This is a genomic window from Bacillota bacterium, from assembly GCA_012837285.1.
Classification (GTDB): Bacteria; Bacillota; DTU030; order DUMP01; family DUMP01; genus DUNI01.
Genome location: DURJ01000117.1, coordinates 1 through 12454 on the forward strand (window position 1 = coordinate 1; position 12454 = coordinate 12454).

Sequence of the window (12454 nt, forward strand, 5' to 3'; positions counted from 1 at the left end):
AAATCCATTTCCTCATAAGCAGCCCAAGCATCAACATGCTGGCACATGGCCAGGGTAATGCAGCAAAAGAACCACATCTTTGTGCTCCTGGCCCTGGCAGCCTCCAAACTATAGTCAACTTTCTTACGCTTAAACGACCGCTCCACCGCCGTACGCCCCTTATACTTTTTTCTCCAAGCCTTGGAGCCCCTTGGCGTGCGCGTGAACAAACGAAGATTATCCTTCTCATAAGTATAGATCACCCGACCATATGAAGAAGGGGAGCAAGGAGAATCACAAACCACCTTCCAAGTCTTACGTGTCAGCGGACAGCGCCATTTATGACGCTGCCGATCCCGGCAAAAACCATGGTACGCCATCACATGTCCTGCAGGACAAATTGGGATACCGTCCTTAGTCAAAGTTAAGGGACCTTGATATTTAGCATTGCCAGTGGCCCGCTTATTAAGGTCAATGATAGCTTCGATGTTCCAGGCATCAAGTAGGTCATAGATTGGATAAGCGTCATGGGCTGAATCCAAGAGACACGTTACTATAGTATGGTCCTTAAGCCGACGCATCGTCTCATCTAAAGTAACAACAAAAGAGACACTATCATGACGCTTGGCTGAGACCAGTTTCAAGTAAATAGGCAAGTCATGCGGACTTGAAGTAGCGGTGATCTCATATAGGTGGCGACCGTAGAAGTAGCACTCACGGTAGCTATCCCAGCCCCAGGCTGCTTCAGGATCACTGTAGCGGCGCGGACACTGGCAATTAAATATCCCCTTCTTCTTACAGTCGCAGATCTTCTTACCATAAGGGCTGGCTCCAGTACGTACTGGCGTACCATCTCCTGCCACCACTAGCTCTTTAGTGTCACCTAAGAGGCCCTTTTGGCCAGAGGCTTCAACAAACACTTGCTGGAATATGTTGTTAAGAATATCTTCAGGCCGTGCTGGCAAAGGTTGCCCCTTCTGGCGTAGTATCCTGTTCACCAATCGGCCTACGATTCCAGGGCGGGCCAAAGGTGCCTTCTCATTCTTCTTACCCTTGCGCCGACGCCTTCTACCCGGCTTACGTATCTTAGCAGTAGCTTTGTTATCAGTTTGCCAAAGCCGATTAATAAAATCATAGAAAGTACCTACGCCAGGGGTATCATCAGGGGCAAAGCCACTTAAGATGGCGAAAAGGGGAAAGGACTTCAGAGCTGCTACCCATTTGTCGATACTTCTGTAGCCCGCGAGGGGCATCACTAACAAAGAGCGAAACAAACACACCGGATCCCTGGGCGGGGCGCCGCGGGAAGAAGACGAGTAGCAAGGGGCAACTAGGGCTGCAACGGCAGTCAAATCTGTAACCCACATCTTAGCAATGAGCTCGCTTTGGGTATACAAAGTAGAGATTTGACCGGTGTCAATCAAGTGTCCGCGTAGCGATTCCTTAAGAAAAGACTGATACTCTTCGTGTGTATCTGACGGTCGAAGCATTACCTATTCCACCACCTAATCGATTAGATTGGGCTCTTAAAAAGGCCTTCAAACCGATTTTGGGGGTATTTTGAAAAAGTCAAGTCGCGTTTGCAACGACAATCGGCGACTAAGATCAACCGCCACCATTTATGGGTGGATACCGTCACGTATCGCACAATGTTGATACCAACCATTTTGGGGTTTTTGGAGGAAAATCAAAAAGGACCGACCTAGAAAGTCAATCCTATCAAGGAAAAGTAATTTCCGAGAGTCTACCAAATTGAATGGGAGGACGATCATGATGCAAGTTAAGATTCTAGGTGCCGGGTGTAGAAAATGCCGGGTGCTGGAAGAAAGGGCCCGCACAGCGGTAGCCGAGCTTGGAGTTGAGGCCGAGTTTGAACATGTTACCGACATTAAAGATATTATGACTTACGATATCTTGATGACGCCTGGCTTAGTGGTAGATGAAAAGGTGGTAGTGTCGGGAAGAGTTCCCAGCGTAGCTGAGATCAAACAGTTGCTACAAGAAAAAGACTAGTTGCTTGCTATTGCCACGCCTTTTTCTTTTCTATATTATAGTGGAGGCGTGGCATTTGTTTTTTGACCAAAAACAGTCCTTTCTCAGACTGAACTTAGCTGACGAACAGCAGACATCCTATTTACAATTGCCTGGGAATAACATATAATGTTTAATAAAGGAATAGTTTCCCTCGGGGAGACTCTTCACCGATAAAGGCAAACCATCGGAAACGGTGGGGCGCAAAGCCACAGGGCCTTTCGGCAACGAATGGCAGCCTGGCTACCGAAGGGAGAGTTTTGTCATGCGCAGATGGCTACCGCTGGGTTTGACTCTAGTGATCTTACTAGCGTTATCACCGCCGGTGAGGGCTCAAGCAGCAGTATTTAATGTTGATTCGAACCAAGGCTCTGTGCAGGTGATCTTGGAGGAGCTAAGGCCGGTAGGACTAAAAGTGTTAGTGGAAAAAGACAACACGCGTTATTTCTATAACCTGAACCGCCGGCAGGAGCGATTTCCCCTGCAAATGGGAGCAGGTAAGTACAGAGTACATGTTCTGGAACATACTGAGGGGAACAAATATAAATTCGTTCAATCGGAAGAATTTGATCTGTTATCGGCAGTACTGGAGAATTCTTTTCTGGGATCAATACAAAATATCCCGTGGGAAGAAGCTCCGCAGGTGGTGGCCAAAGCTAGGGAGCTCACACAACAAACTAATTTGGCTGGGGAAAAGCTTAAGGAAATATATAGCTTCGTTATAGATAACGTAAGGTACGACCACAAAAAAGCGGAAAGACTGCCAACTGAATATTTGCCCAATCCAGAAGAAACTTTGCTAACGGGACAAGGTATCTGCTACGATTATGCTTCGTTATTTGCTTCCATGCTCCGTAGTGTTGGTGTTCCGACCAAACTAGTTATGGGAACTGCCGAGGGCGTTCCGGATTATCACGCTTGGAATGAAGTCTATGTTGACGGTGAGTGGCTAATCATTGACACTACTGTTGATGCTAAGCTGAAACAAGCGGACAAGCCTTTTAGTATGGTTAAGGGAGAGAAAGCATATCGAGCCACAAGAGTCTATTAGAACGCAAGGGGACTGCTCCCCGAACCATCAATCGGAGCAGTCCCTTCTTTAATTGGTGGCCGTTTTCGGGTGACTGGATTGCGCGATGGTTTATTGCATCGGAGAAAACACTGTCAGTTTACTGCCGTGCCGAGGATCTTCGCTCTGGGAAGATAGGAGGACTTGGCCTTTCGGGGTGGTAACCAAGAAACTGTTTGTATTATCTTCGGCCAGCAACTCGAGCTGGTCTTGCCATATATGCAAGTAGTAATTCTTCTGCTCAGACATGTAACCTATGAATAGGCTGTCTTTCAAGGTGGGCATGGGGTAAAGTGGAGCAAAGCAACCATTGTCAAAAACTGGTATTTCAGCCGGTAGCTCTAGTTTCTGGGGCTCTCTTCCAGTTTGTGCGAGCCACAAGGCAGTGTCGTTCTCGCTGTAGGTGATGTAGTAGGCGCCGTTTTCCTGCACTCTAAGGATAACCACGTCGAGAGTCTCTTCTGGAATGTCGGCTATCTTAGTAACCTTACCGCTGAGATCAGCCAGATAAAGAGCTTGCCAGTCGAAAATGGGTCCCGGGTATTCCTGGGCAGCAGTAGCAGTGGTTTTAGTACCGAGAAAGGCCAGATGCTCGCTATCAGACGCCCAGGTAAACATGGCTGCTTTCATATCGGGTACGACCAGTTGGGTTATCTTCCGACCGGCAGCAGTTACCACTCCGATGGCCGAGGCAAGGGGAGCGGGGGCATCTTCGCCTTCGATGATGTCATACTTTTCAGCTAGGATGTCGTATCTTCCCGATGCTGGCGCATCGTCTTTTGCATTAGCGGTGTAAAAGGCGATGTGTTGTCCATCCGGTGACCACAGGGGTCCAAAGCTAAAGGTCTCCCCCGCCTTGGCCAGACAAGTCTCAGTACCGGTGGCTACATCCAACAGATAGATGCCGCGTCTTTCCGGTTCAAAAAACTGATAAACGAACTGGGACTTATTCGGTGACGGTCGCAGGAAGAAAAGGCCGTCGTACCTGGGAAAATCGGTGCGAACCACTTTACTTGAGGCCTCGCTTAGTGGCACTTGCCACAGTGAATTCCCCACATGAGCCAGGACGTAATCGGATTCCTGGTTTAGAAGTATTTGTTTAACGTAATCTTGGGGGTTAGGTACCCAGGATAGTTCCTTGGTTGTTCCAGAGCCAGGGTCGGCAGTCAAGAGTAGCAAGCCGCGTTCGCCTTTATGGGTGCCGTCCGGTTGTGTGCCTTGACGAGCAAAGACTAACTGGTTGTTCGTGGTCCAGCCCACGGTGAGAAGCAGCAGACGGCCAGCCGATACCTCTTCAGCGGGGATGCTGTAGATAGCTTGCCCTTGTTGCTGAGCTGGCGAGTAAATCCATAGGGTCTCGTTTTGATTATCATTGGCTATTAGAGCCAGCCAGTCCCCGTCTGAGGAGATGTCTTCCGGGCTCATCCAACGTATGTCTCCCGAAGGCAGGGCAAAGCTGGCTGTCTCTTGTAGTCGGGGGAAAACGTCACTTGAATGCAGCGGCGGCTGCGGCGGGTCCGGGTCCGGGTCCGGGTTAGTATTGGGCACTACAGGTTTGCAGCCGACCAAAGACATTAGAAGAACCAATAATACTATCGACGATAGTTGTTTTTTCACTGTCATTTCAATCCTCCTTGTTTTCTTTCCCTTGCTTGTTATGACGCCGATGGGTGCCCATTTGTTCCAATCAGTAATAAATTGACACTGAAAAGCTTAAGCAGAAACTTGTAATATGCACACTCAAGCTCTATAATCATACACGAGTAAGGAAGGAAAATCTAAGGGGGAGGGAAACACAGTGAAGAAAGGTCTATTAATCATAGTTGCGATTGTGTTGATATTTGCACTTACCGGCTTTGGCAGCTATAATCGCCTGGTAGCTATTGATGAAGGTGTGAACGGCAAGTGGAGTCAGGTTGAAAATCAGCTGCAAAGGCGAGCCGACTTAATCCCGAATCTGGTAGAAACAGTGAAGGGCTTTGCCGCCCACGAGGAAAAAGTTCTGTCTGACGTTAGTGAGGCCCGGGCCAAATTGGCTGGAGCCCAAACGGTACGGGAGACAGCAGAAGCCGATGCTGAACTTAGCAGTGCTCTGAGCAGGTTGTTAGTGGTGGTGGAAAATTATCCCACTTTGAAAGCCGATGCTAATTTCCGGCAGCTTCAAGATGAACTGGCGGGCACCGAGAATCGTATTGCTGTGGCTCGCATGGATTATAACACCGCAGTGGAAGGCTATAATGGCACTATTCGCCGGTTTCCGACGACAATTTGGGCGCGTCTGTTAGGTTTTGCCCCTAGAGAGTATTTCCAAGCGGAGGAAAGTGCCCATAAGGCACCGGAAGTCAAGTTTTAGCGAGTGAAAACGGCACCACCGAAGGGGGAAAGTGCCATGAACGGCCAACAGGGCAATAAAGCCAGAAGAGTTACTCTTTGTGTGGTTGTAATGGTTCTGCTTGGTACAATAAGCGTCACCTTAACGGCGGCACCGAAGGTTCCAGACCCACCCCAGCCGGCAAAGTCAGTCAACGATTTTGCCGATCTTTTGGGCGAAGAAACCAAGAGAGAGCTCGAAGCCGCTGGCCTCGAAATTTGGGAGCAGACCAAGGCCGATGTGGTTCTGGTTACGGTTCCTTCGCTGGGCGGTTCAACTATTGAGGACTACGCTCTGGCGCTCTTTCGTCACTGGGGTTTAGGTGACAACGAAAAGAACAACGGCGTTCTGCTGCTTGTGGACAAGGAAAGGTTGCTCCAGGGACAACCAGGCAAAGTCCGCATCGAGGTGGGCTATGGTCTTGAAGGGGCCATACCGGACGGCAAAGCCGGTCGCATTTTAGACGAAATGGTATTGCCGCTGTGGGATGAGCAAGAGTACGACGCGGGGATTAGGGCCGGATACTTGGCCCTGGTGGCAGCTGTAGCCAATGAATACGGAGTTGATCTGGAAGCAAACCCGAAACTGGTCCCGGCAGGGGAATATGTTCAGCTTGATCCTGGTTTCAATTCTTTAGTCTTGATATTGCTGCCTTTGTTAATCCTGTTCGTTATCTTCATCATCTTGTTCTGGCGGGGGCGCAACTATCGTCGCTTTCGTTATCCTTGGTGGTGGAGCGGATTTGACAACCACAGACGCGGACCGTTTGATGATTTCTTCGGCGGCGGGGGCTCAGGCAGTGGTTTTGGCGGTTTTGGTGGCGGCTTCGGCGGCGGGGGTGGATTCTCCGGCCGGGGCGGTTTTGGCGGCGGTTCTTCCGGGGGCGGTGGTGCTAGCCGCTAGGGTTGAGCTGATAACAGAAAAAAGCAAAAAAACAGGGCCTCCAGAAGGGAGAGGCCCTTGTTTTGTGGTTGCAAGGCTTACAGCCTTGAATCCACGTCGCTTATTGTGTTAGAAGTTATTTGGTTGTAGGAGTGTATTTGCCGGCCAGTTGCTGCTGGGCCATCTCTACCATTTTTCGGGTCATATGACCTCCTACAGAACCGGCATCACGGGAAGTGACATTACCCCAGTAGCCGTTTTGAATATTGGTATCCACACCCAATTCCCGCGCAACTTCATATTTCCACTGATTCATGGCATCCCAAGCTTCAGGAACTACGTGGTTTGCACCGCGTGACCTGTTAACACTTCCTCTTGCCATTTTGATGTCACCTCCTTTCGCTCTTAGTTTGGCCGAAAAGGCTATTGATATGATATAAAGTTATTTCCTTCTTTCCCAACAAAAAAAACGAAAGACCGACCGTACTATTGCACAGCCGCTCTTTCGTGCAAGAGGAAGTTTCCGTTGCTAGTCTATGGTTTTTGTTGACAAATATACTGTAAATTAATGGCTGTTTTAACTGCCGGAAAGCTCGTGAAGATTAGGAAAGGTTACTTGTTTCCATGATTCCGGCACTTTTTCAATATAGCCGGATGTCTGCATATTCCTGGCATAGTGCATGATTCCCAGCGGTGTAATGTCCCAGGTGGTGCCGGGCCAGGTAAGATGTTCTTTGTAAGTGGTAGCAGGGACGGTTTTTTCTACCCGGGCCAGTATCTCGGCTGTCTCATCTGGGTGCTGGTTCATAAAAGCCAGGGTATCTTTTAGGGCAGAGCAAAAGGCTTCATAGGCCTCCGGTTGTCGCTGATAAAAATCACTGGAGGCCACAGCCACAATATAGGAAAAGGGGGAGCCGAAAGCGGTAAAACTGTCGGTCACCTGGTAAATACTTGGGTTTTTCAGCAGTTCATATTGATATGGTGGAGCACCGTAGTAGCAAGTCACGTCTTGCTGGGTGAGCAAAGCGGTAGCCGCATCGGGATGAGGCATGGCCAGAATGAGATCATCTAGGGCTCGGCCGTCGCCTAACGTCTTCTCTGCCTCCATAGCCAGCAAAATATGCTGGTTACTGCCCGGACCGGGTAGGGCAATTTTATCATTGGGTTGAAGGTCCCGAATGCCCTTAATGTTTTCTTTATAAGTGAGAAGTAACAGCGGCATAGAACCCAGGCCACCGGCAATCTTCCAGTCCACGCCCTTGTCCCATCCCACCAAAAAGGGTGGAATTCCCATGAAGCCGACATCGAGATGGCCGGCAATCATGGCTTCTCGTACGGCCCCGCCAGAGCCGAATTTAAGTCGTTCGATCTTGATATCAGGCAGATGTTGTTCCAGCAACTTCTTTTCCAACATTACGGTTAGAGGCGCATACCCCAAGCCAAATTGATCGGCTAGCCTGATAATTGGAACGGCCTCACTCTTGGGGGTTTTGCTGCACCCCACTAGGCTGCTACCGATTACTAACGCTGCCAGCAAACACAACCAGAAACGATTCACAACCGAGACCTCCTTATGAATCTTTTGTCATAGGATACGATCGGTGGCCTCGAAATGTGAAAGTAACATTTGCCTGTAGGACAGGGCATATCATGTACAGAGGTGAGCTAGGTGAAGGAAGGCCCTGTGATGCTGGCCCTGGTATTTCTAATCGGCATATTCACCAAAAACCCCGTTTTGACCGGAGCCGCTGCGTTTGTTTTGGTTTTGGGCTTGGAGCCGCTGCGACCGGCACTGCTGTTGTTTTGTCAGCACGGGGTCTTCTTAGGCTTGCTGTTGCTTACGGTAGCTGTCTTAGCACCGCTTTTGGCAGGGGAATTCGGCCTGGCTGATATTATGGCCACTTTGTTTTCTCCTACTGGGCTCGTAGCTATTATCGGCGGTGTGTTGTCATCTCTCATGAATCGCAGAGGTGTAACCTTGCTGCAGTGGGAGCCGTCTCTGGCAGCCGGTGTAGTGTTGGGATCTCTTATTTCCATGGCTTTTTTGGGCGGCATACCGGTGGGTCCGGTGATGGCCGCCGGACTGGCCAGCGTACTGATTGACATATTGCGGGCGCTAAATATTTTGTGACCTGAAAAAAGCAGGCCTGTACTTGCGCAGCCCTGCTTTCACTCTTTGTGCTTAGACTGGGATTTCCGCTTAACGGGGGCAATGTGCCCGATATTGCAGACAGTGAAAAACGGCTCCGGCTCAGCCCTTAATATCGAGGGTGCTTTAGCCGGCGGGAATGTCCCCTGAGCGCAATTTGGCGACCGCTATTAAAATAGCGCAGGCGAGCGAGGATAGGGCGGAGTGGGTGTCTGAGCCGAAGGCGAGTTCCCCGGAGCCCCCGAGCGAGCCGAGCTAATTCGTCCTCAGGTCGCATGGAGCGAAGGGGACATCCCACCGGCTACGTTTATGTTGCCTGGTTGGGCTGGAATTGGTTGCCGGCGAGCGCATGAAGCCGGGAACATACCTGAGCGCCGCACCGCGGCGCTCGATTTAGGCTATCAACCGGTGGGACGGCGCGGCCCCTTACCGTTGGCCTCGATGAGATCTTCACCGTATTCTTCCAACAGTTCCTGGGTAGTCTTCATCTGCTCGCGCGGAGCTTTGGCTTCTAAATAGGTATCATGGTTTTGGTCGGACTGAACGCCGGGATATGAGGGCCGTTTCTGGCCCTTTTTTTGGGCACGATTTTTGCTTTTCTTCTGGGCCAAGTCTTTTGTCACCTCCTCATGGTAGTTTACCCGTTCACGCATGGCTTCCGGTGGCATCCAGGCATGCAAACTGGGAATTACCTCCCCCATACGGTCGCCGTCGGTTAGGATATTGAGGCCATACAGGTCTTCTTCCTCGCCTCGAGTCTGCGGCCTGAAAAACTTAGTCTTTTCGGTCATGGGAATTCACCTCGTTTTAGTTATTTGCCGCTGTGTTATCATTATCCCCGGAGGTCTTTACCAGGTTTCTTGGCAGCATCTGGTTAGGATCCACCAACCGCCAAACCAGAGCTAGAATTGTGCCGGCGAGGGCAGCAAAAATTAAAAAAAGCGTTGTCTTTCCCAGTTTTAAACCCAGCCCTACCGCCGGCGGCCCGAGAGCGGCACCGAAAAATCGCACTGTACCGTAGAGGGCGGTTACAAAGCCCCGCTCACTGCTGGCGGCACTGGTAATTAGCAGATTAAGTCCGGGCAGGAATATGCCTAGACCAACCGCTGTCGCTACCAGGGGAACGAAGTACAGATACCCGGCTGGCAGCAGGGCTAAAGCAACCAGAGCGACGCTCACCACAGCGAGCCCCAAAAGCAGCGCTAACTTTACCGGCGGGCCCAGGCGTTTTTCCAAATAGACACCGATAAAGGAGCAAGTTAGGGTGAGAGACAGTACTGGAATTGCCACCAGCAGCCCACGGGTAAACCCTTTTATGCCCATCTTTTCTTCCATCACATCGGACAAGTAACTCAACAGTCCAAAGAACAGAAACAGGGCCAAGAAGCCGGCAGCAAAGCAGGCGGCTAAACCCAAACCCCGCTTGCTCCAGACTTGTTTTAGCTCCGCTATATATGTTTTAGCTTCCGGCGGAGCCGACGGCGGTGGTTCTTGGCAAACAAACCAAACCAAGAGGGCCGCCGGCCAAGCCAGCAGGCCATAGAGAAAAAAAGGAGCGAACCAAGCCAGGAGTGCTGCTGCCGACCCGAGCAAAGGAGCTACAACTTTGCCCAAGCCGTTGGCTGCTTCCAAATAGCCTACTGCCCGACTGCGTTCTTTACCGGTGTAAATATCCCCGGCTAAGGCCAGGGCCAACTGATAAGTACCGCCGCCGCCGATTCCCTGTAGTACCCTGGCGGCCAGAATCCAGGGATAGGGATTTTTTAGCAGCCAAGCGGAGATACCGGCAGCCGTGCCGCCGAGACCAAATAAAACCAAAGCCCGTACCATGACAGCTTTTCGACCGATCCGATCGGATAAATAGCCGGCTCCAGGGATAACCAGGCCAGCGGTAAGGGAAAAAGCGGTAATAATAAGTCCGCTTTTAAATAAAGTCACTCCCAGTGCAGTTTGAATTTGCGGCAGAACCGGTATAAGAAGCGAGTTGCTAAGCACTAAAATAAACGGCACCAATAACAGGACCCAAAAGTCAGCAGACATTATGCCCACCCTTTGCTCTGGCATTATCCCAACATATAATCTTCCCGGTAGGAAAGGATGTTAATCAAGCAGGATTTTTCTAACTGGTTGGCGAATTATTAACGAGCAGAGTTCGATTGTTGTCGGTATAGTGGCGAATAAGGGGGAGTATCTGTGGGAGGGCGGCGAGTACGCCGGCCACAGCCCAAGAAGAGGCGGCCGGGATGCCTGCTGCAATTTATGGTGGCAGCCATAGCAGCAATAGCACTGGGATATTTCATGGGAACGTTTTTGTTCAACCAACAGACGAGCCGTGACACTCTAACCACACCTGACCCCGTTTTGCAACAACCGGCTTCGCCAGAGGAGGCGCCAAATTCTTTACCGGAAGCAGAAAGCGAGTCTAAACCAATAGACGGCTCTGTTCGCATTCCTGAGCTGTGCTTATTTCAGGTACAAGTGGGGGCTTTTGGGCAAAAGGATAATGCTGAGCGGTTGGCACAAGAGTTTTCTGTCCAGGGCGTGCCGGTGGAATTAATTCCAGCCGGTGATTTAACTCAAGTTCGCGCCGGACTCTTTTTTGGACGCCCACAGGCAGAATCCTTTCGAGACCGAATCAGTACCAATCTGTTACAGCCCATAGTGGTAGAGAAGCTTGTAACAGCCAGAGAACTAGGTTACGCCGCCCTAGAGCAGGATTATTACCAGTTTACGCTGGCGCTGGCTGAGAGTGTAGCCCAGGCTTTGATCGCTGCCGAAGAAGGCCGACTGGAAACAGCCCGGGCAGAAATGAGTGAGCTCCTAAAAGCAGCAAAAGAAATAACAATCTCCGCTGACAGAAAACAGGCTTTGACGGCCATGTTGCAGGACGTAAATTCTAATTTGGCCGAGGCTGCCAAGGCTCCGGCCCATGAGAAGTCCGCTGCTATTAGCCGGGGGATCAATGTGTTTGTCGACTGGTACCAAAGGCTGCGCAGCGCCGATTAAGGCGCTTTTTTCGTGTAAAAAAGATTATGAACCTTGACCCTTAGACAAAATAGTGACTAATTAAGAAGGAATTTTGTCGGGTAAAGCGAATAAGTATTTGTTGTAACATTGTCAAACAGTTGTAGCCTTCCTACCATTTGCTTTGGCAGGAGGAATGAGGAGTGAAACTGGCTGACGTAGAGCGGTTGCTCAAAGCGGAGGTGTTAGTGGCCCCGGTGGATGCGTCGGTGGAGATAACCGCTGCTGGCGCGGCCGATCTTATTTCGGATGTACTGGCATTCGTCAAGGAACGAACCCTTTTGCTTACCGGCCTTACCAACCCACAAGTGGTGACAGCGGCTGATTTAGTGGACCTGACTGGAATTGTCTTTGTCCGGGGCAAGAAACCAAGCCGGGATGTGCTGGAAATGGCTGAGCGGCGCGGATTGCCTCTGTTCAGGACCCATCTTCATATGTATGAGGCCTGTGGAATTCTTTATAAGGCTGGACTGAGAAGCTCCAGAGTTGGCCAGGATGATAACAATGAGTTTTGCTAACAGTTACGATCTTACCCTTTTTATCACCGGTCGTGATTTTGTTACAGCCGGGCAGGCAGCCAGTAATATCAAACGGACTTTAGAGACGCTTAATCTACCGCCGAAATTGGTCCGGCGGGCCACTATTTGTGCCTATGAAGCTGAGATGAATATTATCATCCATGCTTATGGCGGTCGAATGGGGCTGAGAGTCACAGAAGATGCGATTAGAATAGTGGCCCAGGATGAAGGGCCAGGAATACGGGATTTGGACCAAGCCATGGAAGAAGGCTATTCTACTGCCTCGGAAGAAATTCGGGAAATGGGTTTTGGCGCCGGCATGGGTCTTCCCAATATGAAGAGGTGTGCTGATGAACTTGTCATCAACACTAATGCAAATGAGGGCACCAGAGTCGAAATCACCATCTATCTACTGACGAGCGAGGGATAAG

At 50.4% G+C, this 12454-nt stretch carries 14 protein-coding genes and 1 riboswitch; of the genes, 8 read left to right on the forward strand and 6 right to left on the reverse strand.

The window, feature by feature from the left end:
* Positions 1-1469: transposase (locus GX016_06480; GenBank protein HHT71204.1), on the reverse strand; the 1469-nt coding region annotated here is incomplete at its 3' end.
* A gap of 283 nt (positions 1470-1752) precedes the next feature.
* Here GX016_06480 and GX016_06485 point away from each other — a divergent pair.
* Both GX016_06485 and GX016_06490 read left to right on the forward strand, forming a co-directional pair.
* Positions 1753-1992: a thioredoxin family protein gene (locus tag GX016_06485; GenBank protein ID HHT71205.1), complete on the forward strand. Its 240-nt coding sequence runs from the start codon at positions 1753-1755 to the stop codon at positions 1990-1992.
* 186 nt (positions 1993-2178) lie between these two features.
* Positions 2179-2261, forward strand: a riboswitch (cyclic di-GMP riboswitch).
* A gap of 14 nt (positions 2262-2275) precedes the next feature.
* Positions 2276-3061, forward strand: a complete 786-nt coding sequence (locus GX016_06490) for a transglutaminase domain-containing protein (GenBank protein HHT71206.1) — start codon at positions 2276-2278, stop codon at positions 3059-3061.
* Positions 3062-3151: 90 nt separating this feature from the next.
* Here the strand turns inward: GX016_06490 and GX016_06495 are convergent, their stop codons facing one another.
* A complete protein-coding gene (locus GX016_06495) occupies positions 3152-4702 on the reverse strand; it encodes a hypothetical protein (protein HHT71207.1) in 1551 nt (516 codons plus the stop codon).
* Between the two features lie 175 nt (positions 4703-4877).
* Here GX016_06495 and GX016_06500 point away from each other — a divergent pair, with 175 nt between their 5' ends.
* Positions 4878-5432: a LemA family protein gene (locus GX016_06500; GenBank protein HHT71208.1), complete on the forward strand. Its 555-nt coding sequence runs from the start codon at positions 4878-4880 to the stop codon at positions 5430-5432.
* A gap of 90 nt (positions 5433-5522) precedes the next feature.
* Entirely contained in the window at positions 5523-6353 is an 831-nt protein-coding gene (locus GX016_06505; protein HHT71209.1) for a TPM domain-containing protein, read from the forward strand.
* A gap of 115 nt (positions 6354-6468) precedes the next feature.
* Here GX016_06505 and GX016_06510 read toward each other — a convergent pair whose 3' ends face one another.
* Positions 6469-6714: an alpha/beta-type small acid-soluble spore protein gene (locus GX016_06510; GenBank protein ID HHT71210.1), complete on the reverse strand. Its 246-nt coding sequence runs from the start codon at positions 6712-6714 to the stop codon at positions 6469-6471.
* Positions 6715-6909: 195 nt separating this feature from the next.
* Complete coding sequence (locus GX016_06515) at positions 6910-7890, reverse strand: ABC transporter substrate-binding protein (GenBank protein ID HHT71211.1); 981 nt, start codon at positions 7888-7890, stop codon at positions 6910-6912.
* Positions 7891-8001: 111 nt separating this feature from the next.
* On the opposite strand from GX016_06515, the gene GX016_06520 reads away from it, so the two are divergent.
* On the forward strand, positions 8002-8463 hold the full coding sequence (locus GX016_06520; GenBank protein HHT71212.1) for a DUF441 domain-containing protein: 462 nt from the start codon (positions 8002-8004) through the stop codon (positions 8461-8463).
* Between the two features lie 419 nt (positions 8464-8882).
* Here GX016_06520 and GX016_06525 read toward each other — a convergent pair whose 3' ends face one another.
* Complete coding sequence (locus GX016_06525; GenBank protein ID HHT71213.1) at positions 8883-9272, reverse strand: hypothetical protein; 390 nt, start codon at positions 9270-9272, stop codon at positions 8883-8885.
* A 16-nt stretch (positions 9273-9288) separates the two neighbouring features.
* Complete coding sequence (locus tag GX016_06530) at positions 9289-10521, reverse strand: MFS transporter (GenBank protein HHT71214.1); 1233 nt, start codon at positions 10519-10521, stop codon at positions 9289-9291.
* Between the two features lie 153 nt (positions 10522-10674).
* On the opposite strand from GX016_06530, the gene GX016_06535 reads away from it, so the two are divergent.
* From GX016_06535 to GX016_06545, 3 genes are all read left to right on the forward strand, one after another.
* A complete protein-coding gene (locus tag GX016_06535) occupies positions 10675-11487 on the forward strand; it encodes an SPOR domain-containing protein (GenBank protein ID HHT71215.1) in 813 nt (270 codons plus the stop codon).
* Positions 11488-11648: 161 nt separating this feature from the next.
* A complete protein-coding gene (locus GX016_06540; protein HHT71216.1) occupies positions 11649-12023 on the forward strand; it encodes a transcriptional regulator in 375 nt (124 codons plus the stop codon).
* Positions 12010-12453: an anti-sigma regulatory factor gene (locus tag GX016_06545; GenBank protein HHT71217.1), complete on the forward strand. Its 444-nt coding sequence runs from the start codon at positions 12010-12012 to the stop codon at positions 12451-12453. Before GX016_06540 ends, GX016_06545 begins: the two co-directional genes overlap by 14 nt.
* The last annotated feature ends 1 nt before the right edge of the window (position 12454 follow it).

What these genes read in the sequence shown, in the direction of transcription:
- GX016_06510 (HHT71210.1), bottom strand. Translation starts at nt 6,714, where the DNA reads ATGGCAAGAGGAAGTGTTAACAGGTCACGCGGTGCAAACCACGTAGTT.
- GX016_06495 (HHT71207.1), bottom strand. Translation starts at nt 4,702, where the DNA reads ATGACAGTGAAAAAACAACTATCGTCGATAGTATTATTGGTTCTTCTA.
- GX016_06545 (HHT71217.1), top strand. Translation starts at nt 12,010, where the DNA reads ATGAGTTTTGCTAACAGTTACGATCTTACCCTTTTTATCACCGGTCGT.
- GX016_06505 (HHT71209.1), top strand. Translation starts at nt 5,523, where the DNA reads ATGGTTCTGCTTGGTACAATAAGCGTCACCTTAACGGCGGCACCGAAG.
- GX016_06490 (HHT71206.1), top strand. Translation starts at nt 2,276, where the DNA reads ATGCGCAGATGGCTACCGCTGGGTTTGACTCTAGTGATCTTACTAGCG.
- GX016_06530 (HHT71214.1), bottom strand. Translation starts at nt 10,521, where the DNA reads ATGTCTGCTGACTTTTGGGTCCTGTTATTGGTGCCGTTTATTTTAGTG.
- GX016_06485 (HHT71205.1), top strand. Translation starts at nt 1,753, where the DNA reads ATGCAAGTTAAGATTCTAGGTGCCGGGTGTAGAAAATGCCGGGTGCTG.
- GX016_06525 (HHT71213.1), bottom strand. Translation starts at nt 9,272, where the DNA reads ATGACCGAAAAGACTAAGTTTTTCAGGCCGCAGACTCGAGGCGAGGAA.